At 47.7% G+C, this 25,865-nt stretch carries 19 protein-coding genes and 2 tRNA genes; 20 read left to right on the top strand and 1 reads right to left on the bottom strand.

The features are described 5' to 3' along the window. The first annotated feature begins 365 nt into the window (after window positions 1-365). The 7 genes from SMSP2_RS08495 (at window position 366) to SMSP2_RS08465 (ending at window position 9,511) form a co-directional block, all read left to right on the top strand. Window positions 366-1,841, top strand: coding sequence for a UDP-N-acetylmuramoyl-L-alanyl-D-glutamate--2,6-diaminopimelate ligase (locus SMSP2_RS08495; protein WP_146683536.1), 1,476 nt, complete (start codon window positions 366-368; stop codon window positions 1,839-1,841). Then, the gene (locus SMSP2_RS08490) at window positions 1,838-3,217 is read left to right on the top strand and encodes a UDP-N-acetylmuramoyl-tripeptide--D-alanyl-D-alanine ligase (protein WP_186804648.1); all 1,380 of its coding nucleotides are present in this window, start codon (window positions 1,838-1,840) and stop codon (window positions 3,215-3,217) included. The genes SMSP2_RS08495 and SMSP2_RS08490 overlap by 4 nt, the downstream gene beginning before the upstream one ends. A gap of 37 nt (window positions 3,218-3,254) precedes the next feature. Next, window positions 3,255-4,397: a phospho-N-acetylmuramoyl-pentapeptide-transferase gene (gene mraY, locus SMSP2_RS08485; RefSeq protein ID WP_146683534.1), complete on the top strand. Its 1,143-nt coding sequence runs from the start codon at window positions 3,255-3,257 to the stop codon at window positions 4,395-4,397. A 456-nt stretch (window positions 4,398-4,853) separates the two neighbouring features. Further along, a complete protein-coding gene (locus tag SMSP2_RS08480) occupies window positions 4,854-7,619 on the top strand; it encodes a M16 family metallopeptidase (RefSeq protein WP_146683533.1) in 2,766 nt (921 codons plus the stop codon). 122 nt (window positions 7,620-7,741) lie between these two features. Further along, a complete protein-coding gene (locus SMSP2_RS08475; RefSeq protein ID WP_146683532.1) occupies window positions 7,742-8,293 on the top strand; it encodes a sigma-70 family RNA polymerase sigma factor in 552 nt (183 codons plus the stop codon). Continuing rightward, window positions 8,290-8,856 (top strand): hypothetical protein, encoded by a 567-nt coding sequence (locus tag SMSP2_RS08470; protein ID WP_146683531.1) that lies wholly within the window; start codon window positions 8,290-8,292, stop codon window positions 8,854-8,856. The genes SMSP2_RS08475 and SMSP2_RS08470 overlap by 4 nt, the downstream gene beginning before the upstream one ends. Continuing rightward, entirely contained in the window at window positions 8,849-9,511 is a 663-nt protein-coding gene (locus tag SMSP2_RS08465) for a hypothetical protein (RefSeq protein ID WP_146683530.1), read from the top strand. The genes SMSP2_RS08470 and SMSP2_RS08465 overlap by 8 nt, the downstream gene beginning before the upstream one ends. A 244-nt stretch (window positions 9,512-9,755) precedes the next feature. Here SMSP2_RS08465 and SMSP2_RS08460 read toward each other — a convergent pair whose 3' ends face one another. Next, window positions 9,756-10,649, bottom strand: a complete 894-nt coding sequence (locus SMSP2_RS08460) for an AraC family transcriptional regulator (RefSeq protein ID WP_146683529.1) — start codon at window positions 10,647-10,649, stop codon at window positions 9,756-9,758. Window positions 10,650-10,778: 129 nt separating this feature from the next. Between SMSP2_RS08460 and SMSP2_RS08455 the strand changes: the two genes are divergently transcribed. The 13 genes from SMSP2_RS08455 to rpoC all read left to right on the top strand — a co-directional run bounded on the left by SMSP2_RS08455 (window position 10,779) and on the right by rpoC (window position 25,853). Further along, window positions 10,779-11,810: a uroporphyrinogen decarboxylase family protein gene (locus SMSP2_RS08455; protein WP_146683528.1), complete on the top strand. Its 1,032-nt coding sequence runs from the start codon at window positions 10,779-10,781 to the stop codon at window positions 11,808-11,810. 331 nt (window positions 11,811-12,141) lie between these two features. Further along, window positions 12,142-12,214 (top strand) — tRNA-Thr (locus SMSP2_RS08450). A gap of 101 nt (window positions 12,215-12,315) precedes the next feature. Further along, window positions 12,316-13,524, top strand: a complete 1,209-nt coding sequence (gene tuf, locus SMSP2_RS08445) for an elongation factor Tu (RefSeq protein ID WP_146683527.1) — start codon at window positions 12,316-12,318, stop codon at window positions 13,522-13,524. 95 nt (window positions 13,525-13,619) lie between these two features. Further along, on the top strand, window positions 13,620-13,787 hold the full coding sequence (rpmG, locus tag SMSP2_RS08440; protein WP_146683526.1) for a 50S ribosomal protein L33: 168 nt from the start codon (window positions 13,620-13,622) through the stop codon (window positions 13,785-13,787). Between the two features lie 136 nt (window positions 13,788-13,923). After that, a tRNA-Trp gene (locus SMSP2_RS08435) sits at window positions 13,924-13,996 on the top strand. Between the two features lie 64 nt (window positions 13,997-14,060). Then, the gene (gene secE / locus SMSP2_RS08430; RefSeq protein WP_222566308.1) at window positions 14,061-14,450 is read left to right on the top strand and encodes a preprotein translocase subunit SecE; all 390 of its coding nucleotides are present in this window, start codon (window positions 14,061-14,063) and stop codon (window positions 14,448-14,450) included. A gap of 22 nt (window positions 14,451-14,472) precedes the next feature. Then, window positions 14,473-15,018: a transcription termination/antitermination protein NusG gene (nusG, locus tag SMSP2_RS08425; protein ID WP_146683525.1), complete on the top strand. Its 546-nt coding sequence runs from the start codon at window positions 14,473-14,475 to the stop codon at window positions 15,016-15,018. Between the two features lie 154 nt (window positions 15,019-15,172). Continuing rightward, a complete protein-coding gene (rplK, locus tag SMSP2_RS08420) occupies window positions 15,173-15,598 on the top strand; it encodes a 50S ribosomal protein L11 (protein ID WP_146683524.1) in 426 nt (141 codons plus the stop codon). Between the two features lie 194 nt (window positions 15,599-15,792). Further along, the gene (rplA, locus tag SMSP2_RS08415; protein ID WP_146683523.1) at window positions 15,793-16,470 is read left to right on the top strand and encodes a 50S ribosomal protein L1; all 678 of its coding nucleotides are present in this window, start codon (window positions 15,793-15,795) and stop codon (window positions 16,468-16,470) included. Between the two features lie 30 nt (window positions 16,471-16,500). Then, a complete protein-coding gene (rplJ, locus tag SMSP2_RS08410) occupies window positions 16,501-17,028 on the top strand; it encodes a 50S ribosomal protein L10 (protein ID WP_146683522.1) in 528 nt (175 codons plus the stop codon). A 144-nt stretch (window positions 17,029-17,172) separates the two neighbouring features. Next, a complete protein-coding gene (rplL, locus tag SMSP2_RS08405) occupies window positions 17,173-17,577 on the top strand; it encodes a 50S ribosomal protein L7/L12 (protein WP_146683521.1) in 405 nt (134 codons plus the stop codon). A gap of 204 nt (window positions 17,578-17,781) precedes the next feature. Next, window positions 17,782-21,543: a DNA-directed RNA polymerase subunit beta gene (rpoB, locus tag SMSP2_RS08400; RefSeq protein ID WP_146683520.1), complete on the top strand. Its 3,762-nt coding sequence runs from the start codon at window positions 17,782-17,784 to the stop codon at window positions 21,541-21,543. Window positions 21,544-21,584: 41 nt separating this feature from the next. Beyond that, entirely contained in the window at window positions 21,585-25,853 is a 4,269-nt protein-coding gene (gene rpoC / locus SMSP2_RS08395; protein ID WP_146683519.1) for a DNA-directed RNA polymerase subunit beta', read from the top strand. Window positions 25,854-25,865 lie beyond the last annotated feature (12 nt).

The following is a 25,865-nucleotide window of genomic DNA, read 5'->3' as shown; positions in this document are numbered from 1 at the left end:
TAGCTCCTGTATATACACGTGTTAGCGTTCTCTGTAATCAGACTGAAAGTATTATAGTGTTTCTACATACAAAAACAAGTATTTTTGAAAAAACGGCCGCAAAATTCGTACAGACGTATTGCGTACGTATCTCAACTTCATGTAGAGAATAGAGTTAAGAGTTGCGGTTCTACCCGGGCGTAAAGACACTCCAAAAATGTTTTGCGCCGGCGGATAATTATTCTGGTATTTTTCAATATAGAGTTGAAAAAGTATCTGTGTATCTTAATATAGTATCTATGTTGCGGTTATTCAATTTAATGGAGCATCTTTGAGCGGTAATCCGTTTTTCAGTTATGCAGGGTCACTTTTAGCGGATAGACTTGATGAAATATGAAGACATTTTAGAGTTGCTTTTGCGGGAAATCTCACCGGAGGTGACTGCGGACTCACGAAATATCTCCCCAGGCAGTATTTTTGTCGCGATACCAGGGACACAGTTCGACGGGCACAGGTTCATAGAGCAGGCGGTTTCTGCCGGCGCTGAATATGTCGTCCACAGTGAAGCCCTTACCGAGTCTCAAGAGCAGCTGCTGGCGGCAAAATCATGCAGCCCCGTCAAGGTTGACGATACTTCCATCGCACTTGGCCGGATGGCGCAGGCCGCGTACGGCAACCCCGCCGAAAAGCTCACCTGCCTGACGGTTACCGGCACAAACGGCAAGACCACCACGGCTTATATCGTTCGGGCGGTGATGAATCATGCCGGCGTTAAGTGCGGCATGATAAGTACCGTCTGCTGTGATGACTGTTCGGCCAAGGGGCCGTCCGCTTCTACGATGACCACGCCCGACCAGCTTACTATCGCCAGGCTTATGGCAGAAATGGTTAAAAACGGTGCAAAAGCGGTGGTCAGCGAATCGAGCAGCCACGCGATTTCTCAAAACCGCATCGCCGGCATAGATTTCGCGGCGGCGGCGTTTACAAATCTCACCGGTGACCATCTCGACTACCACAAGACCATGAAGAATTACCTCGCCGCCAAGTCACGGCTTTTTGAAAACCTCTCCGGCGGTGCCGCGGCGGTGCTCAACGCCGAATCAGCAGAATCCAAATACATAGCCCGGCGCACGCCGGCGAAGATTATTCAGTATTCAACTGCAGGTGATTTACTCGCCGAATCTTATGAATCCATTCTCGCGGAGAATATTCAGCTTTTGCCCGACAGGACATCATATACAATATCTATCTGCGGAGAGAGTTTTCCAATAGATACGCCTCTCACAGGCAGGCACAATGTGAGCAATCAGCTTGCCGCGGCGGGTCTGTGCCTTGGTGCGGGGCTTTCGCCGGCGCAAATCGCCGCGGGCCTTCAAACGATAAGCATCGTTCCGGGCAGGCTTGAACGTGTAGATGCCGGGCAGGATTTTACCGTGCTGGTTGATTATGCCCACACAGACGACGCTCTGAAAAATGTGCTGGTTTCGCTTAAACGCCTGCCGCATAATCGGCTGATCGTAGTTTTCGGCTGCGGCGGCGACCGCGACAGGTCAAAGCGTCCGCGAATGGCTGCTGCCGCCGCGGAATACGCCGATGTTGTAATCGTAACCAGTGATAACCCCAGAAGTGAAGACCCGCTTGCTATCATCGAAGATATCAAACCGGGGCTCGGCACAAAATCAGAAAATGCCCTTATAGAGCCGGACAGGAAAACCGCGATAAAGACGGCAGTTCAAACAGCTTTGGCGGGTGATATAATTCTGATCGCCGGTAAAGGTCACGAAACCTACCAGGTTATCGGCGATGATACAATCCATTTTGATGATCGGGAAACCGCCCGTCAGTTTCTGGAGGAATTGTGAGATATACAGCAGGTGAGATAGCCGCGATTACAGGCGGAATACTGTACGGCGAGGCATCTGCTCCTGTCAGCGGGGTTTCAACCGACTCAAGAGCGGTTCATGAGGGCGATTGTTTCTGGGCAATAAAGGGCGAAAACTTTGACGGCAATGATTTTGCCGAATCGGTCATTACTGGCGGCGGGCGATGTGCCGTCGCGTCGCGTGTTCCGGCGAAAATACCTGCCGGCGCTTCGGTTGTTCAGGTCAGTGACAGTATAGCGGCTCTTGGACTCCTTGCCGGCGATTACCGCGGCAGGCTCAAGGCAAAAGTTATCGGCATAACCGGCTCTGTAGGCAAGACTTCCACTCGTAACATGCTCGGCGATATCCTCTCGCAGAAATACCGGACGCACCGCGCAAAAAAAAGTTTCAACAACCATATCGGCCTGCCGCTTACGATACTTGAAACGCCGCGGGACTGCGAGATGCTGATTGTTGAGATGGGGACAAATCACCCGGGTGAAATCGAATATCTCACGCGAATTGCCCGACCGAATATTGCTCTTGTAACCGCGGTAACCGAGGCGCATCTTGAGGGTTTCGGCTCTATCGAGGCGATCGCCGCGGAAAAGGCGTCTATCGCTTTGGGGCTCTCGGGCAGTGATTCACTGCTGATAATTAACGCAGCTATGCCGGTCTTAACTGAGGCGGCTTCGAGACTTGCCGTTCCAACGGCGGCTTTTGGTTTCGGCGGCGATTACGATTTTGCCGGCAGTGATCCATTGGCGGGCATAGAATCGGGTTCGTTTGTTATCGGCAATACGCGGGTATGTGTTCCGCTTGCCGGCAGGGGAAATCTCGAAAACGCCCTGGCGGCGTGGGCGGTCTGCTCATCTCTGGGCATGGAAGCGGCTGATTTTGCCGGTTTTATGCAAAACGTAAGGGCTGAGAATATGCGAATGAATATAATCGAGACTCCGGATATAACGATAATAGCGGACTGTTATAATGCGAATCCCGCTTCCATGCAGAACGCGATTGATTATCTGGGATTGCTGAAGGAGAGCAGCGGCAGACTGGTTTTTGTTGCCGGCTATATGGGTGAGCTTGGCAGTGAAACGCAGCGCCTGCACAGAAAACTTGGAGCCGCGGCGGCAGATGCCGGTATTGATCTGCTTCTGGCGGCAGGGCCTTTGGCGGACGTTACAGTCAATGCGGCTCGTGAGATGTCAAATAAGCTCAATGCGTATTCGTTCGAGAGCACAGAACAGCTCTGCAGCCGGCTCGAGGAGTATATATGCCGCGGCGATGCGGTTCTGGTGAAGGGGTCACGGTCAATGCGCCTTGAAGCGGCGGTTGAGAAACTTGAAAAATTGAAACTAAAGACAAAGATTTGATGATTTTTAAATTCATCCATTACCGCGGAGATGAAAAATGATATACCATCTGCTTGAATGGCAAAAAGGATTCTGGAACGCGATAGGATTTTACGCGTTCGAAGATATAGCTTTCAGGAGCGTCATGGCGGCGCTTACCAGTCTTGTATTGTCAATAACACTGGGGCCAAAGGTCATACGGCTTCTTATCAGGGCCAAGCTCGGCGATGTGCCCGACAGCAACCTAAAGGACTTTACAAACGACAAAACAGATGTGCCCACGATGGGCGGGGTGCTGATATTGATTTCCATCATCACAGCGGTTCTGCTGTGGGCAAAACTAAACAACGCCTTTGTAATAAAGTCTATTTTTGTTCTTGTATGGTACGGACTTATCGGTGCTGCGGATGACTGGGTAAAGCTCAAATACGCCGCGAAAAAAGGCGAGAGGCAGGGGCTCTACTCCTGGGAGAAGCTGCTGTTTCAGGTCGGCGGGGCTCTGCTGATAACTTTGTTCGTGTATTTTGATTTTCGCGATATACCAGACGGGCGTATGTTCTGGATCCCGTTCTATAAAACCGGTATCATTATGCCGGCAATCTTTTTCATTCCGTTTGGGGTGCTTTATATCACAGCTCTTAGCAACGCGGTAAACCTCACCGACGGGATGGACGGGCTGGCTTCCGGCTGTACCGCGATAGTATCTGTTGTCCTTGCGCTGCTGTGTTTTGTGTGTTCGGAGACCATGGGGCGGTTCACCGATGTTACCTGGGCCAGCTATCTGCTGTTGCCGTATATCCCGCAATCAGGTGAGCTTACGGTGCTTTATTCGGGTATTATCGGCTCGCTGCTCGGGTTCTTATGGTTCAACTGTAACCCCGCGAAGGTTTTTATGGGGGATACCGGTTCACTGCCGCTTGGTGCGGTTATCGGTTATGGTGCCATGGTAACCAGAAACGAGATTCTGCTTATCCTTACCGGCGGCGTGTTTGTCTGGGAAATGGCAAGTGTTATCATACAGGTATCTTATTTTAAATGGACAAAGAAAAAATACGGCCAGGGCCGCAGGGTATTCCTCGTGGCGCCGATTCACCACCACTTTCACAAAAAAGGCTGGCCCGAGCAGCAGGTTGTAGTGCGCTTCTGGCTGATAGCTCTGGCGTTCGCGGCTATAAGTCTGGCAACGCTGAAAATCAGATAGACGGATAAAATGCCGCATATCTTGGTGGTGCGATAAACCCATGTGGTTTTTGTAGGATTGACTACTTTGATCTCTTCTACCAGATCAATCAGACTGCTGTAATAATGGCCGGCTTGTCTGCTAATTACATATACAACAAAGACTTGAGAACCGTCTTTCTTCTGTTTAACCAGAAGACGGCTCGGGGAATCTATGTCTGATTTCATATCAGCATAACTCTCCTTATGCTGATTCATTTAAAATACATGCGACTGTTTTCTTGCTATCCATGTCTAATTCGATATACTTTTTCATTGGAGTCTCCTGTAAAAAGGTTTACTCCTTAGTTTTCCGCCATACGATATGGTGGTTTTTAATGTTATAATTATTATACCAGATTCAACGAAAAAACTGGAGACTCCGGTTTCATAGTTTATTCACGAATTGGCTCATTTTTTAAACAAGGAAAAACAGAATATGAATAAAATTTTGGCTCGTTTGGCGGTTTTAATGCTGCTGGTTATTGTTATAAGCGGCTGCGGCCGTTTTGGCATTTCGTCCAAATCCGGCAAGGCATACGATTACCGCAGCAGCTATCTTGATAACGGCTTACAGGTTATCTCGCTGGAGGATTATTCCTGCCCGATAGCACATGTCCAGCTCTGGTATCATGTCGGCTCGAAGAACGAATCCCAGGACCGCAACGGGTTTGCCCATATGTTTGAGCATATGATGTTCAAGGGTACAGATACACTTGACGCCGAGGCTCACCATAACTATATCCGCATGGTCGGCGGCACGAACAACGCCTATACCAGCTTCGACAAGACCGTTTATCATCAGACTGTTCCCACCGAGCAGCTTGATATGGTTATGTATCTCGAGGCGGAGCGGATGGCGTTTCTCAAGATTGACCAGGAAGCCTTTGAAACGGAACGCAAGGTGATAGAAGAAGAGCTTCGCATGAGGCAGAATGAGCCATACGGCACTACCGTCAAAAAAGCCGCGAATATGATATACGATGAGCAGAGCTACCGCTGGACACCGATCGGCAATCTCTCGCATCTGCGTGCGACAGAGGTTTCTGAGCTGCGTGAATTCTGGAAAAAATACTACGTGCCAAACAACGCGGTGCTTGTAGTCACCGGTGCAGTCAGCCATGAAGAAGTCCGGAAAAAGGCGGAAAAATATTTCGGCTGGATCAAACGCTGCCCCGAAGTTGAGCCGATGGATTACCGTGAGCCGCTGCAAAACGGCAAGCGTGAATTCGTGATTGATGATGAGAAGGCCCCGGCACCGATGTTCGGGATTGTATGGCGGACAGTGCCGCTGACCAGCAAAGATATGACCCCGCTGGATTTGCTTTCGACCATATTGGGCGGCGGCAGGAGCAGCCGGATGTACCGCTCTCTTGTGGCAGATAACCAGACCGCCGTCGCGGCGATGAGCACGGCCTGGAACCTGGAGCTTGACGGGGTTTTTGTGGCCGGCGTTATGTTCGGGCCAAAGGTTGACAACGAAACCGCCGCCGCGGAAATCTGGCGGCTGATCGATGAGATAAAGGCAAACGGAGTTACAGAGAGCGAGCTGACACGGGCGAAAAACCAGATGGAAAAGAGCTATGTAATGCAGAATCTCACCATAGAGAGCAAGGCAAAAATGCTTGCCTCCTCTGCTTTGCTTGAGGACAATGTCGAGCGTGTAAATGAGTACCTTGATGAAATACGCTCTGTTACCAATGAAGACATAATCCGTGTAGCGAATCAGTATCTATCGGAAAATACAGCGAATGTGTTCGAGCTCAAACAAAACCTGACCGGCAGCAGTGATGATGAGACGGCTGAATACGCCGGCGAGCCGGAGCTTGTAACCCCGCCGCCCGGGCGCGATGGCACCGCCCGTCCGGAAGACTGGCCCAAAGAGCCTCCGATAGCCGATACCATGCCCGAGGCAGTACTCACTGCCGCCGAGCCTGTAATGCTGGATAACGGTATTGCCGTTTATGTAGTGCAGAATCATGAGGTTCCGTTTGTTACCGTCCGCTACGGTATTGTAAACCGCGGCGCAGGCGGCACAGCCAATATGGCGGCTGCGATGCTCACACAGGGCACAAAAACCCACAGCGAGTCAGAACTTAGCGAAATACTCGAGACAAACGCCATCAGCCTTGGCGGCGCTGCGGCAGAGGATACGGTTACGGTAAGCATGAACTGTCTCAGGGATAAACTCGGGCTTGGACTTGAGCTGATGCGGGAGGTTATCTCAGAGCCGCTGTTTGACGGCGATGAATTTGAAAAACAGAAACAGAAACTGCTTACAAGCCTTAGGATACAGTCGCAAAGCCCCGAATACAAGGCGGACTGGCAGTTCCGCAAGTGCATTTACGGCGAGTATTTCCCGTATTCGTCTCCGGTAACCGGTACGCCGCAGGATGTAGAAAATATGACAGCCGAGGATGTCCGTGACTGGTGGTACGCAAACCGCAGCAGAGGTTTCCAGAATCCGGCGGTTATCTTTGTCGGCGACATAAAACCCGGAGAGGCTATGAAACTTGCCGGGAAGTATTTTGGAGATTTTGCTCAGTACGAGCAGCTTGCCAAGATAATGATCGCTCCGCAGATGAGCGGCGCCGGTGAGGTTATTATAGTCGATAAACCCGATACACAGCAATGCCAGATACGCGTCGGCCATCAGGGACTAACGCGGCATGATATCAGGAGCTACGCCCGCAGCAAGCTGGTCAGCAGCTATTACGGCGGCGCGTTCAACAGCCGGCTCAATGAGGAACTCCGCGTGAAGAACGGGCTTACCTACAGCGCATGGGGTTTCAACCTGGCAAACAAAGACGCAGGGCGTTTTGAGATAAACACGTTTACCAAGACCGAAAAGGCCGGCGAAGCTGTCGAGAGGATATTCGACACTGTAAACGATTTACAGCAGCGTAAACCCGAGGACGATGAAATCAGCCTTTCAAAAAGCTACTTTAAGGGTGCGTTTGTCCGCGGCAGAGAAACGCCGCAGCAGATAGCCGACGATATCTGGCTGGTACATTCTCAAATGCTGCCCAAGGATTATCTGGATACATACCTCGGTCATGTGCTCGGCGCTGGTAAAGATGACTGCCTGAGATGGGCGGGTGAATACCTTAATCCGCAGCAGATGGTAGTTGTTATCGCAGGTGATGCCGAAAAAATCAAACCTCAGTTCGAGGGTAAGCGCCCGGTAAGGGTAGTTGCTGAATAGACTCTGCCGTCGAATTTGCCGGCTTTTTTTACTGCCTTTTCAAAAAAAATGTCTAATTCCAGGGTTCTGGGGTATTATCTTATAAAGAGAAGCATTTTTTTATCTAATAAGGTTAGCTTAAATTGCATGAGGGCAAAATAAATAATCGCCGTGAATACACCTTAAACGAGGAGTTTCTTAAACTCCTGATGACAAACCAGAGGCAGATATATTCGTATATTCTTCGATTGATACCAAACAGGGTTGATGCCGATGATGTGATGCAGGAAACCGTTCTTGTTATGTGGAGCAAGTTTTATGATTTTCAACGGGGGAGTAATTTTGCTGCCTGGGGCAGATCTATCGCACGCAATAACGTCTTGAAACTCCAGAATAGGAAATATGATAAGCGTATAAAATTTTCAACGCAGGTTGTAGAGATGATAGAAGCACTTGAGCCGCAAGATGATGATATTATAAATCGCAGAGCTGAGTTGCTTGACAGGTGTCTTTTGAAATTGAGCGATAAACAGAGAAGCGTGCTTGATCTGCGATACAGAGAAGGCTTAAAGGTTTCAGCAATAGCTGCCAGATTCAACACGACTTCGGCTGCAATGTATAAATATCTTAAGAGACTTCATCAGAAACTCTTTGATAAAGTTCAAAATCTTTTGCTGGAGGAGGATAAAAGATGAAATTATCAAACGGCGAAGAATATCTGACTGAGTTAATACTCAAGGCATCAAATGGCGAATTGACTGTTTCAGAACAGATGACTTTAAATGATCTGCTTGCCAGTGATCCGGAGAATCTTGAATATTACGCCAGGTTTATGGATAGCACCGGTATATTGCTTAATTCTCAGTTTCACAAAATTAAACGGGTTCGTCATATCGGTTCAATTGCAGCGGCCATACTGGCGATTTTCGCGGCCTCTTATCTGATATATAATGGTTACTTGAGACATGACGCTAATTCTAAGCAGTTGAGCATTACCGGGGCTGACAATCATCCGGCGATAGTTATTAATTATAGCGGCAATGATGATTTGCAGGATATTTCGGGGGGTACAATATTCGATGAAGATTCAGACATACAATTACGAATTGATAAGTTAAAAGCATGCTTTGGTACAGAATCGTTTGCTCATAGCAGCTCTGAAGATTTTTTCCAAAGAGATAAAAGTCTGGTACGACTGCGTAAAAGAGTAAATAAATTACAAAATCAACCTCTATTTAAGGAAAAAGAAAATGGCTAAGAACTTAATGCTTATTTTGATCGCTCTTTTTGTATTTACAATTTTTCCAGGAAATTTAACAGCTGCCTGCCCGGTTAGCTGGGATTTGTTAGTAACTAATTCTCTGGCGTCAAATGAGGATCACGAGGATTGTGATGAAGACGAAATTGATGAAGATTTTGATTATGAAGAAGAATTTGAAGAAGATGATTATGAGCTGGAAGAGATAGTTTGTGAGACTTTAGAACTCATCGAGGAAATTCATCCGGATTTACATGACTTACTTGCAGATGAGGAGGGTGAATTTGTAAAGGATGAATATTTCGATCTTGTGGTTGGATTGTCTGAAATCGTAGAAGAATTTGAATACATTAGAGAGGAAGAAGAAACCGCTGATCTTGAGTTGAAAATACATATTTCGAATGTTTATACCGAGCTTCTTGCCGAGGAATACTCTTTCGCAGATAAGCAAGAGCAGCAAGAGATTCGCGAATTGCTTGAGGATGAACTTGATATACTCTTTGATCTTCATATTCAAATGCGTGAAATACAGATAAAAATGATAAATGAAGAGCTTGAAGAGTTGCGAAGAGAACTTGAAGTCGCGAAAAAGAACAAAAAATCACAGATAAAAGCCCATCTCAAAAAGCTGACAACAAAGACAATTTTTAACTGATATGCAAAACATGTTTGCGGCAAATATCTGCCGTCGGCAATGTTAATCAGCCCTGGCAATGTTTAGATTGGAATCGCTGCCGGGGCTGTAATTTTTTATTAACGTCCCAGATTTGCGGGAACCGAATGATACTTAGATTCAGCTTTTATCCTATTGAACCGGTTTTGCCTACTTCGACTCCGACGAGTTCTGGTTGACCCATTCTCGTGGAAGCCGTCAAAACCTGCCGGATTCGCTATTTAAGTCAGGCGGGCCGGAATTTCTTGCGGTAAAGCCGCGGAGAAGAACCGGCTGTCTGTCTGAAACAGCGGGTAAAGTTAGAGTAGTCGTTGAAGCCGGCATCGAGGGCGATATCTATGATTTTCTTGTCCGTGCTTCTCAGCTCAAACATCGCCTTTTCTATACGGCGCTGCGTGATGTAACGCATTAGTGTTTTTGATGTTGCGCGTTTAAATTCCCTGCAAAGGTAATGCCGGCTCAAGCCGATATGGCCGGCAAGCAGGCCCAGATCCAGCGGCTTGTCAAGATTCTCGTCTATAAACTGGAACAGCTTTTCCATTCTGTAATATGAGCTGTCCTGTATATCAGGGTTGAGTGTGCCGAATTTCTGAGCTGAGCGGCTGATTATAGACAACGCGATACTGAAATAAGCCTTTATAATAGTTTCATATCCCTCGCGGCGGAGGTTTTGCTCGCTTTCAATAGCTTCGAGTATATGTATAAACTCATCAGACTGTTCTACCTGAAGCTGTATTACTTTGTTGAGTTTGTGCCCGAATGCCGGATGCAGAGGCAGAATCTCGCGAAGTTTGGTTTTGAGGTTCTCATCTATGCCGTTGAAGTTTGCCTTGCTGAAGTCAACATATATGTTTATCAAATCCGCCTGCTCGCTGCCTATATATAAATTGTGAGACTGGCCGTAGTTAATGATAGTCAGACAGCCGCGGCTTAATATGGTTTCGCTCTGCTCAAGCCGTTGGTTTGCCTGCCCCTGTTTTATGAACAGCATCTCCAGTATGTCGTGTCTGTGCTGAGCGACATTGTAATTAGCCAGGCCGCGAAAGGATTGTACCGCGATACCGCAGTTTTCCAGATGGCGGGCTATATCCGCAAAGTTGTAAATGTTTACCTGTTCCATGAATAATATATTCTGACTTTAAAGTCAATATTTGCAATGTTTGTGTTGATTTTAATGTTATAATTATTTTAAAGTAGTAAATTGTTTATAACAAACCAGAAACATAATTATTTAGAAAGCGAAATCGCTATGAATCCTAAAGAAAGGGTACTTGCAATTCTAAACAGAGAGCCGGTTGACAGGATACCTGTAGATATCTGGTACACAACCGAAGTTCTGGAAAGCCTTTACGCTCATTTTGGGGCAGATAACGAGCCTGATTTATACCAAAAGATGGGTATTGACAAGATTCACTGGTTCGGGGCGGAGTATCCCGAGACCGGCGGCAGGACGCTTTGGGGCACCACATCCCGCAGGGCTTATGCCGGCAGCTCAGAGTATATCGAAATCGACAAGCCCGGACTTACCGGCTTTGAAACAGTGGAATCTCTTGAAGATTATCCCTACTGGCCGGATCCCGAGAAATTCAAGTATGACAACATGGTCGAACGGGTAAAATTATTCTCGCAGGATTATGTTACAAACGGCCCGTGGGTTTCATTTTATGAGATTTACTGCCAGATGAGGGGTCTTGAGCAGGCGATGATGGATCTGGCACTCATGCCCGACTATGTAAATGCCGTTCTTGACCGTATTGAGCACATCCAGACCGAGATGCTCAAAAAATATCTCGACAGGGCGGCGGATTATACCGATATGGTGTTTGTCAGTGATGATATGGGCTCGCAGAACGGGCTTTTGATGTCTCTTTCGATGTGGGATAACTTTATAAAGCCGCGTATGGAAAGATTCTGCAAACTTATTCACAGCTACGGCGCACGGGTGTTCTACCACAGCGACGGCGCCTGCGAGCAGCTGATTGAGCGGCTGATAGAAACCGGCATTGATGTGCTCAACCCGATTCAGCACGTATGCCCGGGTATGGAGATGGCCGGGCTAAAGGAAAAATACGGAGACCGTATTATATTCCACGGCGGCGTTGACACACAGGACGCCCTGCCGTTCGGTGACAGGGCAAAGGTTCGGGCGGAGACTCTCGACTGTCTCAACACCCTTGGCGGCGGTAAAAAAGGCTTCATTTGCTGCTCGTGTCACAACATCCAGGCCGGCACACCGGTGGATAATATTATTGAGATGATCGAAACGGTCAAACAAAGCTGAGCCGGTACTAATAGATAGCCGCTCTAATTGAGAATAGGCTATTGGAAGTGTTCCGGGTTAAAGTCTTGTTTAGAATGGACTTAAACCGGATATTTTTCAACCTGTACAATTTTTCAGCCGCACACTGGGCGATTTTTAGAGACTTTTAATATTTTTATCCGGCTCTTTGCCTGTAAAGGCCGGTCTATTTATAAATCTATTTATCCGGCATATTTGGATTAAATCTTAAAAAAAAATATTTTTTTTGGTTTTATGGTTGCTTTTTATGGTATGAGCGTTAGAATTTCGGTTCTATTTATACGGACAGGCGTAATTTCTATGTCCTTACCGGGCTGCTGTAGCTCAGTCGGTAGAGTACATCCTTGGTAAGGATGGGGTCGCGAGTTCGATTCTCGCCGGCAGCATTGGATGCGTAGTTCCTGAGGAAGTATAAATAATAATTGTCGTAAATGTAATAAAATTTAGAGTTTAACAATTAACCCGGTATTATGGAGGTTAATAACACATGGCTAAAGCAGTATTTGAACGTACTAAACCACACGTAAACATTGGAACTGTTGGTCACGTTGACCACGGTAAAACAACATTGACAGCCGCAATTACTATGCGTATGGCTGTTAAACAGGGCACTGGTATCAGAAAATTTGATGAAATTGACAATGCCCCTGAAGAAAAAGAACGCGGTATCACAATTAACACCGCTCACGTAGAGTATGAGACGCTGACCCGTCACTACGCACACGTTGACTGTCCTGGTCACGCCGACTATGTAAAGAACATGATTACCGGTGCCGCTCAGATGGACGGTGCTATTCTCGTAGTTGCAGCAACCGATGGTCCTATGCCCCAGACACGTGAGCACATCCTGCTCGCACGTCAGGTAAACGTACCTCGTATCGTAGTTTACATGAACAAGGTTGACCTTGTTGATGATCCTGAGTTGATCGAACTGGTCGAAATGGAGCTCCGTGAGCTGCTTGACAAGTACGAATTCCCCGGAGATGAGATCCCGATTATCAAGGGCTCGGCTCTCCAGGCGATGGAATCAGACGGCAAAGACGACGAGAAATGTAAAAGCATCGATGAGCTCATGGACGCAGTTGATGAATACATTCCTGTACCGGAACGTGCTGTTGACCAGACATTCCTGATGCCGGTTGAAGACGTGTTCTCAATCAAAGGCCGTGGTACTGTAGGTACCGGCCGTATTGAACGCGGCATAATCCACACAGGCGATGAGGTTGAAATCGTTGGTATCACTCCAACACGCAAGACTACCTGTACCGGCGTTGAAATGTTCAACAAGACCCTTAACGAAGGCCAGGCCGGCGACAACGTTGGACTGCTGCTTCGCGGTATTGAAAAGAAAGATCTTGTACGCGGCCAGGTTATCGTTAAGCCGGGTACCATTACACCTCACACCAAGTTCAAGTGTGAAGTTTACGTACTGAAAAAGGAAGAGGGTGGACGTCACTCACCGTTCTTCCCGGGTTACCGTCCGCAGTTCTACTTCAGGACAACCGACGTAACTGGTGCTGTACAAGAGATTACCAGCCGTGAAGGTAAACCCGTTGAAATGTGTATGCCCGGCGACAACATTGCTATGACCGTTGAGATTATTCAGCCTATAGCAATGGAAGATGGTCTCCGCTTCGCTATTCGTGAAGGCGGCCGCACAGTTGGTGCCGGTGTTGTAACCGAGATTGTCGCTTAATTTTATAATACAGAAATATAATATCGGGTCTGAGGTGTAGCTGAGGGCCCGATATTTTCTTCTCATAAGTTTAACTTATAACAGAGGTTGGAACTATGGCAAAAGCTGCCAAAAGAGAACATGTCTGGCTTGAATGCAAAGATTGCGGAGAACGCAACTACCGTACCGAAGTAAATGTTATGGGCGGAGTTCCGAAAATAGAGCTGAAAAAGTTCTGTAGAAAAGAACGCAAGCACACAGTTCATAAGATCCGCAGGAAATAGTATTTAAACTAATAACGAAAACTGAAAACTAATAACGGAGGAATTCGCTTCGCTCATGGTTGTTTATATAACAACCATTGAAACAGCTTGATTCCCAAACTATTAGTTAAAGTTTTTAGTTATGAGTTTAACAGTTAGGCCAGTAGCTCAATTGGCAGAGCAGCGGTTTCCAAAACCGCAGGTTGGGGGTTCAAATCCCTCCTGGCCTGGTAATATTAATTTTGATAACCGAAGATGCTGGCTGATATAAGTTGATAAATTCTGGAGAGTTAAATGCAGCTTTATTTATATAAAAAAGGACAGGGATATTATACCAGGCTCTGGGGAGCTATCGCATGTTTTGCGCTTGCAGCTATCGGCTGCTACCGTATGTATCAAATTCTGACCGGTACTACAAATAACCCCTGGGTATATACTATAATACCTGCCGCGATACTTGCCGTGATTACGTTTTGTATCTACTGGCTGCAGAATCGGCCTAAAGTTGCTGATTTTCTCATCACCGCTGAATCAGAGCTCAAAAAAGTCACCTGGAGCAGTAAGGATCAAATAATTACTTCTACTATAGTAGTTTTGGCCGTTGTGGTCATACTGGCATTATTGCTTGGTGGAATTGATGTGCTCTTCAGGCTCGTATTTACAGTAATAGGTCTCTACAACTAATCCAGACTAAGGGCGGCAGCCAATGAAATGGTACGTATTAAAAGTTGCTTCAAATAAAGAAGAAAGCGTTAAAGAAGCGCTGCAGCGTAAGATCGTTGTAGAATCTGTCCAGGATATGGTCGGCAGAGTTGTTGTGCCCGTTGAACGGATAAAAAGCGTCAAGGGCGGCAAACAGCGAATTATTAAACGCAAATTATACCCCGGTTATGTTTTTATGGAGCTTGAAACCGAAGAAAACGGCCGGGTACCTGAAAAGGTATGGTTCATGATACGCGAGACCAACGGTGTCGGCGATTTTATCGGTTCAGAGGGTAAACCTACGCCTATGCGTGATACCGATGTCGCTAAGATGCTGGTTGAAATTGACGAAATGACCGAAAACTCACCCAGTATCAAGGTTGAATTTGAGAAGGGTGATATGGTTAAGATACGCGAGGGCGCTTTCGAGAACTTTGAAGGCGTTGTTGATGAAATCGATGTTGAACGCGGCGTTGTCCGTGTAAATGTAAGTATCTTCGGCAGAAGTACTCCTCTTGACATCGAATACTGGCAGATAGAAAAACAGTAAAAGCTATTACGATTTATATATATTTGCTGCTGTGGTTGTATGCCCTTCAGCATCGGCGATGTAAGTCGCCATTAAATAGGAATTTAAATTTTTTCGCCGGGTAGTTTCTGACTACAGCGGTGATTTTGTGTTAAAAAAGACGAGGTATAAATAAATGGCTAAGCAGGTTACTGCACAGATTAAACTCCAGGCCCCAGGCGGCCAGGCAACTCCGGCACCGCCGATCGGGCCGGCATTAGGACAGCACGGCGTGAATATTGGTCAGTTCGTTTCTCAGTTTAACGAGCAGACACGTGAGCTCAACGGAATGACTGTTCCTATTGTTATTTCTGTATATAACGACCGTACTTTTGAATTTATCATCAAAAGCCCGCCGGCAGCGGTACTTCTCAAAAAGGCAGCCGGTCTGGATAAGGGAAGCGGTGTTCCCAATAAAGAGAAAGTCGGCAAGGTTACAATGGCACAGGTTCGTGAGATTTCTGAAATGAAGATGAAAGACCTTAACGCCTTTTCTCTCGAAGCTGCTGACCAGATTATTATGGGAACAGCCAGAAGCATGGGAATTGAGGTCGAAGGCTGATTTAAAAGTCAATAACTCAAACGATCGACTGACAGTCGCAGATATGCACAGTTGATAAGTCAGAGTCTCGCCGGATTAAGCGTGACTCTATTTACCGGCATAAAACATATTCAGCGGCAGCCGGTTTTAAGTTTTTTAATATTGTAAGCTTACCACGGCTAATAGTGGGAGCGAAAATTCGCGAGGTAAAATTAATGGCAAAAAACAGTAAAAGATTCAAAAAAGCGATTGAACTGGCAAGTGATGAGGCACTGAGTGTTTCTGATGCAGTCAAGAAGCTCAAGTCTTTTCCTGCAACCAAGTTTGACCAGAGCGTTGACATTGCGATGCAGCTTGGAATCGATCCGCGACAGGCGGATCAGCTGATTCGAGGTGCCATCAGCCTTCCTAATGGAATAGGCAAGGCTAAAAATGTTATTGCTTTCTGTGATGACTCCGAGGTCGAGGCGGCCAAGGCTGCCGGCGCTGTAGAGGCCGGCACCGAAGAGCTGGTCAAAAAGATCGAGGGCGGCTGGATGGACTTTGATGTGGCTATCGCATCACCGAAAGTGATGGGTCAGGTTGGTAAACTCGGCCGCGTTCTGGGCCCCCAGGGCAAGATGCCCTCGCCCAAGAACGGTACAGTTACCCCTGATGTGATCAACGCTGTCAAGGAATTCGCGGCAGGTAAAGTCGAATTCAGGAACGATTCCGGCGGAAATGTTCACACTGTAGTGGGCAAGCTGAGCTTTGATGAAGAAAAACTTATCGGCAACATTAAGTTTTTCATAGATCACATTACAAAGATGCGGCCGGCAAGCTGCAAAGGCGTGTATCTGAAAAAGATAACCTTGTCAGCCACCATGAGCCCCGGCGTTAATGTGGCCGTGTAACAGGAACCTTAGACTTTAACAGGTGATAATATGAGTAAATACGTTAAAGGATTACTTCAAAAGCAGTTTGAGAGCACTTTTGACGGAGTCAATGAATTTGTTGTTCTCTCTACCGTAGGTATCGACGGCAACACAAACAACGAGCTTCGCGGCAGTCTGCTCGAAAAGGGTGTCAAGATGACTGTGGTACGCAACAGCCTTATGCGTCACGCCCTCAAAGAGCTTGGCCAGGATACAGCAGCTGAACTGTTTGACTCCGGTCAGTGCACTGTTGCTTACGGCGGCGAGAGTGTTGTAGATGTAGCCAAAATGCTGGTGGATTCTGCCAAAAAAATTAAAAAAATCCAGCTCAAGGGAGCCTTTGTTGACGGTACAGTCGTTGACGATAAAGGCGTTGTGGATCTGTCCAAGATGCCCAGCCGTGCTGAACTTCAGGCTGCTGTTGTTCGTATTGCACAGACTCCAGGTTCAAATCTGGCCGGGGCTATCACAGGGCCGGCGAGCTATCTGGCAGGCTGCATAAAAACAATAATCGAGAAAGCCGAAGAAGCTGCTTGATTTAATTACGAATTACGAATTACGAATTAAAAATTAAAAATTATTTTGAATTTTAACGGCCGCTTTGATTGCCCCTTTTACGGGTTAAACACGGCAGCGTAGCCGGGCTATTAAAGGGCAAAGTTAATAACGGAGAATTACATAATGAGCGACGAAGCAAAAACTTACGCAGCAGAAATCAAAGAACTTGGTGACAAAATCGTAGCACTTACTCTTATGCAGGCAAAAGAGCTTGGCGACTACCTCAAGGATGAGTACGGAATCGAGCCGGCAGCCGGCGGTGCCGTAATGGTTGCAGGTCCTGCGGCAGGCGGCGAAGAAGCAGCTGTTGAAGAGAAGACAGAATTTAATGTAATCCTTGAAGCAGCAGGCGACAAGAAGATTGCAGTAATCAAGGAAGTCCGTGCTATCACAGGTCTCGGCCTCAAAGAAGCAAAAGAGCTTGTTGACGGCGCACCTAAGACTGTTAAAGAAAACGCTTCAGCAGAAGAGGCAGAGACACTCAAGTCTCAGCTCGAAGCTGCGGGCGCGACAGTCAAACTGGACTAATTTGGCTTGCAAAAAACAGGTGCCGGCCTTCTCGCAGCAGAGAAGGCCCGCACCTTTTGCCCTCTGATTTATACGGCAGAAAAGATAGTGTAAAAAGTTTAAAATTTTAGAAAATTTTTACTTAGGCTTTTTAGCCAACGCAGAGAACTGTCGATGGTTCCTGCCTTTTAGAATAGATATAAAACGTAACAGCGGAGAATACTGATGGGTACACGGCCAGTAAGGAATTTTGGTAAGATCGGAGACGCCGTCCCGGTACCGGACCTGACAAAGGTTCAGCGGGATGCGTACAGCAGTTTTCTGCAGCTTGATATTCCTGCGCACATGCGAGAAGACAAGGGGCTCGAGGCTCTTTTCCGTGAAAGCTTTCCCATAAAAAAATCTGATGAAACAATGCAGCTCGACTATGTGAAGTACGAGCTTGAACGGCCGCGGTTTACACCTCTTGAGTGCAAAGAGTTGAGTCTTACATACGGCCATCCGCTTAAGGTAACCTGCCGTTTTACGATCAAGGAAACCGGCGAGGTGCAGGAGCAGTCCGTTTATATCGGCGATGTGCCGATTATGCGCGGCGGCGGAACATTTATCATAAACGGTGCCGAGCGTGTAATTGTGAATCAGCTTCACAGAAGTCCCGGTATCGATTTTCGTGTTGACAGCAAAGAGGGCGACCGTATCCTTCACGGGGCAAAGATTGTTCCCGAACGAGGCAGCTGGATCGAGCTTAGCGTCACGAAAAAAGACGCGATGATTATCAAAATCGACCAGTCCAATAAGATCCCCGCTACTACGTTTCTGCGTGCAATGGATGAAAAATACGGAGAAACCGCCGAAATTATACGGCTTTTCTACGAAACGCAGATTGTTCCCGTTGAGGAGCTCAAGCCGACAATGTGGACCGTCGGCCAGGTCATAGACACCGAAACCGGTGAAATACTTGTTGAAGCAGGCTCTCAGCTTGGAGATTCAATCGCTCAGATTCAGTCCAGCGAGCTTGAAACTTTAGAGGTTGTGCATGAGACAAACGATCCGTTAATTTTCAACACCCTTGCAGAAGATGATGCGTCAAACCATGAACAGGCACTCGTAAAAATCTATTCGAGGCTCCGTCCGGGTAATCCTCTTAATGCGGAAAAAGCAAAAGAGCTGTTTTTCGAAAAATTCTACGACGAAAGCCGTTACCGCCTTGGCAGAGTGGGCCGTTTCCGTCTTAACAGGAAATTTAATGAGGACATTGATGAGTCTCTTATGACTCTTGAGCCTCGCGATTTTGTCAATACCCTGAGGTACATTCTCGACCTGCGTTCACCCATTAAAAAAGCATACATTGACGATATCGACCATCTGGGCAACAGGCGTCTGCGTACAATCGATGAGCTTGCTGCCGACGAAATCCGCAAGGGTCTGCTAAAACTCCGCAGGACAATTGAAGAACGGATGAATATCAAGGAGCCTGACCAGATCGGCAAGGTTTCCGACATTATAAATTCAAAGGCTGTTTCGAGCAGCATAGAATATTTCTTCGGCCGCGGCGAGCTGAGCCAGGTTGTTGACCAGACAAATATCCTCAGTCAGCTTACCCATGAAAGAAGGCTCTCAGCGCTGGGCCCCGGCGGTTTGAACAGAAAGCGTGCAGGCTTTGAAGTTCGTGACGTTCATATCAGTCACTACGGCCGTATATGCCCGATCGAAACACCTGAAGGTACAAACATTGGACTTATCGCGTCACTGGGTATTTTCTCCGGTGTTGATGAATATGGTTTTCTAATTACTCCCTACCGCAAGGTTGAAGACTCACAGATAACCGGTCAGGTAGATTATCTCCGCGCAGATGAAGAGATGGCGCTGGTGTTCACTCCGCCAAGTTCGGTTGACCCCGAAAACGGCAAGCTCAAAGAAGGTCTGCTTCTTGCGCGTGAAAGAGGCGAGCTGACTCAGACAACCCGTGAGGATGTCAACTATGTAGATATCTCGCCCAAGCAGACTGTTGGTATATCTGCTTCGCTGATTCCGTTCCTTGAACACGATGACGCAAACCGTGCGCTTATGGGTTCTAACATGATGCGCCAGGCAGTTCCTCTGCTGACAACCGAGGCGCCTCTTGTAGGCACCGGAATGGAGTCTGAGGTGGCCAAAAACTCCAGTATGGTACTCAGGGCCGCCGAGGACGGCGTTGTAACCTATGTTGACGCGATGAAGATCGTTGTCGATGACCGTGAAGAGTATGAATTGCAGAAGTTCCGCGGCCTCAATGAACGTACCTGCCTCAACCAGCAGCCGCTTGTTGTAAAAGGTCAGAATGTCAAAAAAGGCGACATAATCGCTGACGGCGGTGCTACCAACAACGGCAGGCTCTCGCTTGGTAAGAACGTTCTTGTGGCGTTTGTGCCTTTCGACGGCTACAACTTTGAGGATGCGATCCTTATCAGCGAAAACCTGGTTAAGGACGACGCGTTTACAAGTGTCCATATTGACTCATTCACAATAGAGATACGTGAGACCAAACTCGGCCGCGAAGAGTTTACATGCGATATACCTAACGTAAGCGAGAGAATGCTCAAGAATCTTGACGCACGCGGAATTGTCCGTGAAGGAACACGTGTGGGCCCCAATGATATTCTTGTCGGCAAAATTTCGCCTAAGAGCAAGACAGAGCTCACTCCGGAAGAAAAACTGCTTCACGCTATTTTCGGCCGCGCCGGCGAAGACGTCAAAAATGATTCGCTGATAATGCCCAGCGGCCACGAAGGCGTTGTTATTGAGACAAAGCATTTCAAACGCAAGGCGTCTCTCTCCGCAGAAGAAAGAGCGGAGCAGGAACGCGACCTTGAAATATACAAAGAGTCGATGAACCGGCGGCAGATACGTATTTTCCGCCAGATGATATCATCGATTAACGATAAGCTGGGTATCGTCATTGTCGATCCAACCTCAAAGCAGAAGGTTGGAACGAGTGAATATGACGAGGTAATACTCGAGCAGATTGAAACCTTCACCTTAGATTGGGTTGAAGACGAAAAAGACCGTAATAAAGTAAAAGATCTGGTCAATATTTACTGGCCTCGTATCCAGGAAGTCCAGTTCGAGATGGAGCGGTATGTCGATTCGGTCAAGCGAGGCGACGAGCTGCCCAGCGGCGTACTCGAGATGGTTAAGGTTTATATCGCGACCAAACGTCCGCTCTCTGTCGGTGATAAGATGGCCGGACGCCACGGTAACAAGGGTGTTATCGCACGCGTGCTGCAGCAGGAAGATATGCCGTTCCTCGAGGACGGGACTCCGTGCGAAATCGTTCTTAATCCTCTTGGTGTTCCCAGTCGTATGAACGTCGGCCAGATACTCGAAACCCACCTGGGCTGGGCGGCTAAGGTTCTCGGATTTGACGCTATTACAAGTGTTTTTGACGGTGCTTCAGAACAGGACGTTGTCAATGTGATAAACGAAGCCAATCAAAGCGTTCTTGAGCGTAAAGAATATTGCGAAAAGAACAACATCGCTCCTGATAAGGACGATATTTACGCTACTGTACCGGAAACACTCAAGACTCAACTTTATGACGGCCGCACCGGCGAGGAGTTTGAACAGCGTGCAACTGTAGGCTATATGTACATGCTCAAGCTGCATCATCTTGTTGATGAGAAAATCCATGCCCGTTCAACAGGCCCATACAGCCTTATAACCCAGCAGCCGCTGGGCGGCAAAGCCCGGGCCGGCGGACAGAGGTTTGGAGAGATGGAAGTCTGGGCGCTCGAGGCTTACGGCGCTGCATACACCCTCCAGGAGCTTTTGACCGTCAAGAGTGACGATATGGAAGGACGTTCAAAGATTTACGAGTCTATGGTTAAGGGAGCCAATACTCTCGAGGCCGGAACGCCAATTTCGTTCGACGTACTCTGCAGCGAGATCAAAGGTCTTGGCTTGAATATTAGTCTTGAAAAAAATAATCAGGGTAACGCCCCCATCTAAAGGCGGGTATATGCGTTATTCTCAAGATAGGAGTTTTCCTGATGCTTGATACACTATTCGAAAAAATCAATGATTACGGTTCGGTAAAGATAACACTTGCCAGCGCCAATGACATACGCAGCTGGTCGTACGGTGTTGTTGCAAAGCCTGAAACGATAAATTACCGTACCTACAGGCCGGAAAAGGAAGGTCTCTTCTGCGAAAAGATCTTCGGGCCTGAAAAGGATTGGGAGTGTTCGTGCGGCAAATACAAAGGCACAAAGTACAAAGGTATAATCTGTGACCGATGCGGTGTTAAGGTTACTCACAGCCGCGCACGCCGCAAGAGGATGGGCCACATCAATCTGGCAGCTCCGGTTGTTCATATATGGTTCTTCAAGGCTATGCCAAGCAGGCTTGCTGCGCTTCTGGGGATGAAGACTTCAGAAATAGAAAAAATCGTTTATTTCCAGGATTATGTTGTTACTGATCCCGGCGATACACCTCTCAAGAAAAATCAGCTTCTCAGCGAAGAAGAATACCGTGATATGCTGACCAAATACGGCTCGGCATTTAAAGTCAATATGGGCGCTGAAGCCATCAAAGAGATGATCCACAGCCTTAACCTCAACGAGCTTAGCATAACGCTCAGAGATGAGATCCGCGCGACCAACAGCAAACAGAAGCTCAATGACCTTACAAAGCGGCTCAAAGTAGTCAACGCGGTTCTGGAAAGCGGCAATGACCCTTGCAACATGGTGCTTGAGGTTGCGCCTGTAATTCCTCCCGATCTGCGTCCGCTTGTTCAGCTTGAAAGCGGCAACTTTGCCACAAGTGATCTTAACGATCTTTACAGACGTATTATCAACAGAAATAACCGTCTTGCCAAGCTGATAGACCTCAACGCTCCAGAGGTTATTGTACGCAACGAAAAGCGTATGCTTCAGCAGGCAGTTGACGCTCTGCTGGACAACAGCAGATGTAAACGCCCCGTTCAGGGCAGCAACAACCGTCCGCTCAAGAGTCTTACCGACATGATTAAGGGTAAGCAGGGACGTTTCCGTGAGAACCTTCTCGGTAAGCGTGTTGATTATTCCGCCCGTTCGGTTATCGTTGTCGGCCCCTGGCTTAAACTCAACCAGTGCGGCCTGCCCAAGAAGATAGCTCTCGAGCTTTATCAGCCGTTTATAATCCGCAAACTCAAAGAACGCGGCTACGCGGATACCATTAAGAGCGCAAAGCGCATGCTTGACCGCCGCGAGGCACAGGTCTGGGATATCCTCGAAGAGGTTACCTATCAGCATCCTGTTCTGCTCAACCGTGCTCCCACGCTTCACCGAATGGGAATCCAGGCGTTTGAGCCAATCCTTGTAGAAGGAAATGCGATTCTGCTGCACCCGCTTGCCTGTAAAGGATTTAACGCGGACTTTGACGGCGACCAGATGGCAGTCCATCTGCCGCTGAGTATCGAAGCCCAGGTAGAAACCCATACATTGGTATTGGCTACTAATAATATCTTTGCGCCTTCTAACGGTTCTCCTAACCTTACCCCTTCACAGGATATGGTTCTTGGTAATTATTACCTGACAACCATTCAGGAAGGAAAGAAGGGCGAGGGCATGATTTTCCGTGACTTCAACGAGGCTATAACAGCTTATGAGCTGGGCAAGGTTGATTGTCACACAAAAATCAAGGTTCGTTTGCCTAAGGGTAAGCTTGTTAGAGACGAAAAAGGCGAAGAGAAAAAAGACGACCGTGAAATAGTGATTGAAACCTGTCCCGGCCGCTGTATCTTCAATGAGAATCTCGGCGATAAGATGCCTTTCTATAACCTTGTTATGACAAATAAGCAGCTCGGCAGGGTTATCAGTGACTGTAACGAGATTCTGGGCACCGGCGAGACAATCAATCTGCTTGACCGTATCAAGGATCTCGGATTTAAGTACGCAACGCTTGCCGGTATAAGTTTCGGCATAACCGATATGCGTATCCCGGATTCAAAGCAGTCTATTATCGATCGTGCACAGACAAGAGTAGATAAGATTATTGAAAACTACAACGCCGGCGTACTTACAGAAGGCGAACGCTACAATCAGATAATTGATGCCTGGACCCATGCAAGGGTCGAGGTTACCAGTGACATGATGGAAGCGATGAAAAACGATACCCGTGACGGCAAGCCATATCTCAACCCGATTTACGTGATGAGGCACTCCGGTGCCCGAGGCAGTATCGACCAGATTCAGCAGCTTGCCGGTATGCGTGCTCTTATGGCTAAGCCCAGCGGCGAGATTATGGAGACTCCCATTATCTCTAACTTCCGTGAAGGTCTTAACGTTCTTGAGTACTTCACATCTACTCACGGTGCCCGTAAAGGTCTTGCCGATACAGCACTTAAGACCGCTGACTCAGGTTATCTGACTCGTAAGCTCGCCGATGTAGCTCAGAATGTCATCGTTACACAGCAGGATTGCGGCACTCTTGCCGGTATCACCAAGAAGGCGATTTTCAAGGGTGAAGAAGTCGATATTCCGCTCAAAGAGATTATTGTCGGCCGTGTCTCAAGGGACAACATACGTGATCCTTATCTCGATTCAATGATTGTCAGTGAAGACGAAGTGATAACGCCCGAGGCAGCCGCAAGGCTTGAAGAACTCGGCATTGATACAATACGTGTAAGAAGTCCGTTGACTTGTGATGCCGACTTTGGTATCTGTGCCAAGTGTTACGGATGGGATATGAGTACCAGCCGAATGGTTGAAGAAGGTATGGCTGTCGGTATTATTGGTGCTCAAAGTATTGGCGAGCCCGGTACACAGCTGACAATGCGTACTTTCCACACCGGCGGTATTGCATCACACGCCGTTATTCAGAATGAGCAGACCGCTCCTCGTGAAGGTATTGTCCGTTACGGCGACTTTACTGTTGTTGAAGCCAAGGTTGGACGCAAGAAACATCTGGTTTCACTCCAGAGAGACGGTGAGCTCAAGCTGGTGGACGAAAAAGGCCGTGAGCTTGAGAAATTCGCGGTGCCTTATGGTGGTATAATCAGAGCCAATGACGGAGAGAAAGTCGAAATCGGCCAGGTACTCTATTCATGGGATCCGCATATGATCCCGATACTTGCCGAGAAAGACGGAACCGTCAGATGGGTTGACATTATCGAAGGCGATACCATGCGTCTTGAAGAAGAGCTCAAAGGCAAGAAGGGACACCCCGTTGTCATCGAGCATAAGGGCGACAGGCACCCGCAGTTAGTTATTGAAGACTCCGAAGGCAATACCCTTGACGTGCATTATCTGGCAGCCAAAGCCAGGATTGAAATAAAAGACGGCCAGGAGGTTGTTGCCGGACAGATGATCGCCCGACTGCCCAGAGGCTCCGGCGGTACACAGGATATTACCGGCGGTCTGCCGCGTGTTACTGAAATTTTCGAAGCCCGCAAGCCCAAGGATCCCGCCGCGATGGCAGAGATTTCGGGTACCGTTGAGCTGAGAAGTGATAAGCGCCGCGGCAAGATGACTATTATCGTCAGAAGTGACAGCGGCATGGAACATGAACACCACGTTCCAAGGGACAGGCACCTCAATGTCCATACAGGCGACCATGTTGAGGCGGGCGATTCGCTTACAGAAGGACCTCTGGTTCCTCAGGATATCCTCAGGATTAACGGCGAAGAGGCGCTTCAGAATTATCTGCTTCAGGAAATTCAGAAGGTATATCGCGCTCAGAATGTAAAAATAAATGATAAACACATCGAAGTTATTGTCTCGCAGATGATGTCAAAAGTTGAGATTGACTCTGTCGGCGACAGTGACTTCCTCCCCGGCGACGTTGTCGATAAGCAGACATTCCGCCAGGCAAACGCCGACCTTGCAGGCAGCCTGGTAGTTGTTGACAAGGGCGATACGGATCTTATTGAAGGTAAAGTAGTTACGAAGCAAAACCTTTCTGACGCCAATGATAAGGTAGAACTGCTCGGGGGCGAACCGGCTAAGGGCAAGAAGCCTCGTCCGGCAACTGCTAATACGCGTCTGCTGGGTATTACTAAGGCTTCATTGCAGTCGGACAGCTTTATTTCAGCGGCAAGTTTCCAGGAAACAACAAAAGTCTTGACAGAGGCAGCCCTGGGCGGTAAAATTGATACTCTGCAAGGTTTGAAAGAGAATGTTATTCTTGGTCACTTGATACCTGCTGGTACCGGATTCAGAGGTTATACAGATCTCAAGGTCAAGCATCTCGTGGCAGAACCAGTTCATGAAGAGCTCAAAGATGCTCATAAGATGGACGCTGAAGCAGAAGCTAAAGTTAGAGAAGCTTTGGGTTTATAAAAATATAAAGAC

Origin of the sequence: Limihaloglobus sulfuriphilus (assembly GCF_001999965.1) — a bacterium.
Taxonomy (GTDB): domain Bacteria; phylum Planctomycetota; class Phycisphaerae; order Sedimentisphaerales; family Sedimentisphaeraceae; genus Limihaloglobus; species Limihaloglobus sulfuriphilus.
Note: the sequence above shows the minus strand (reverse complement) of the source record. Positions and strands in the feature narration are given on the sequence as shown.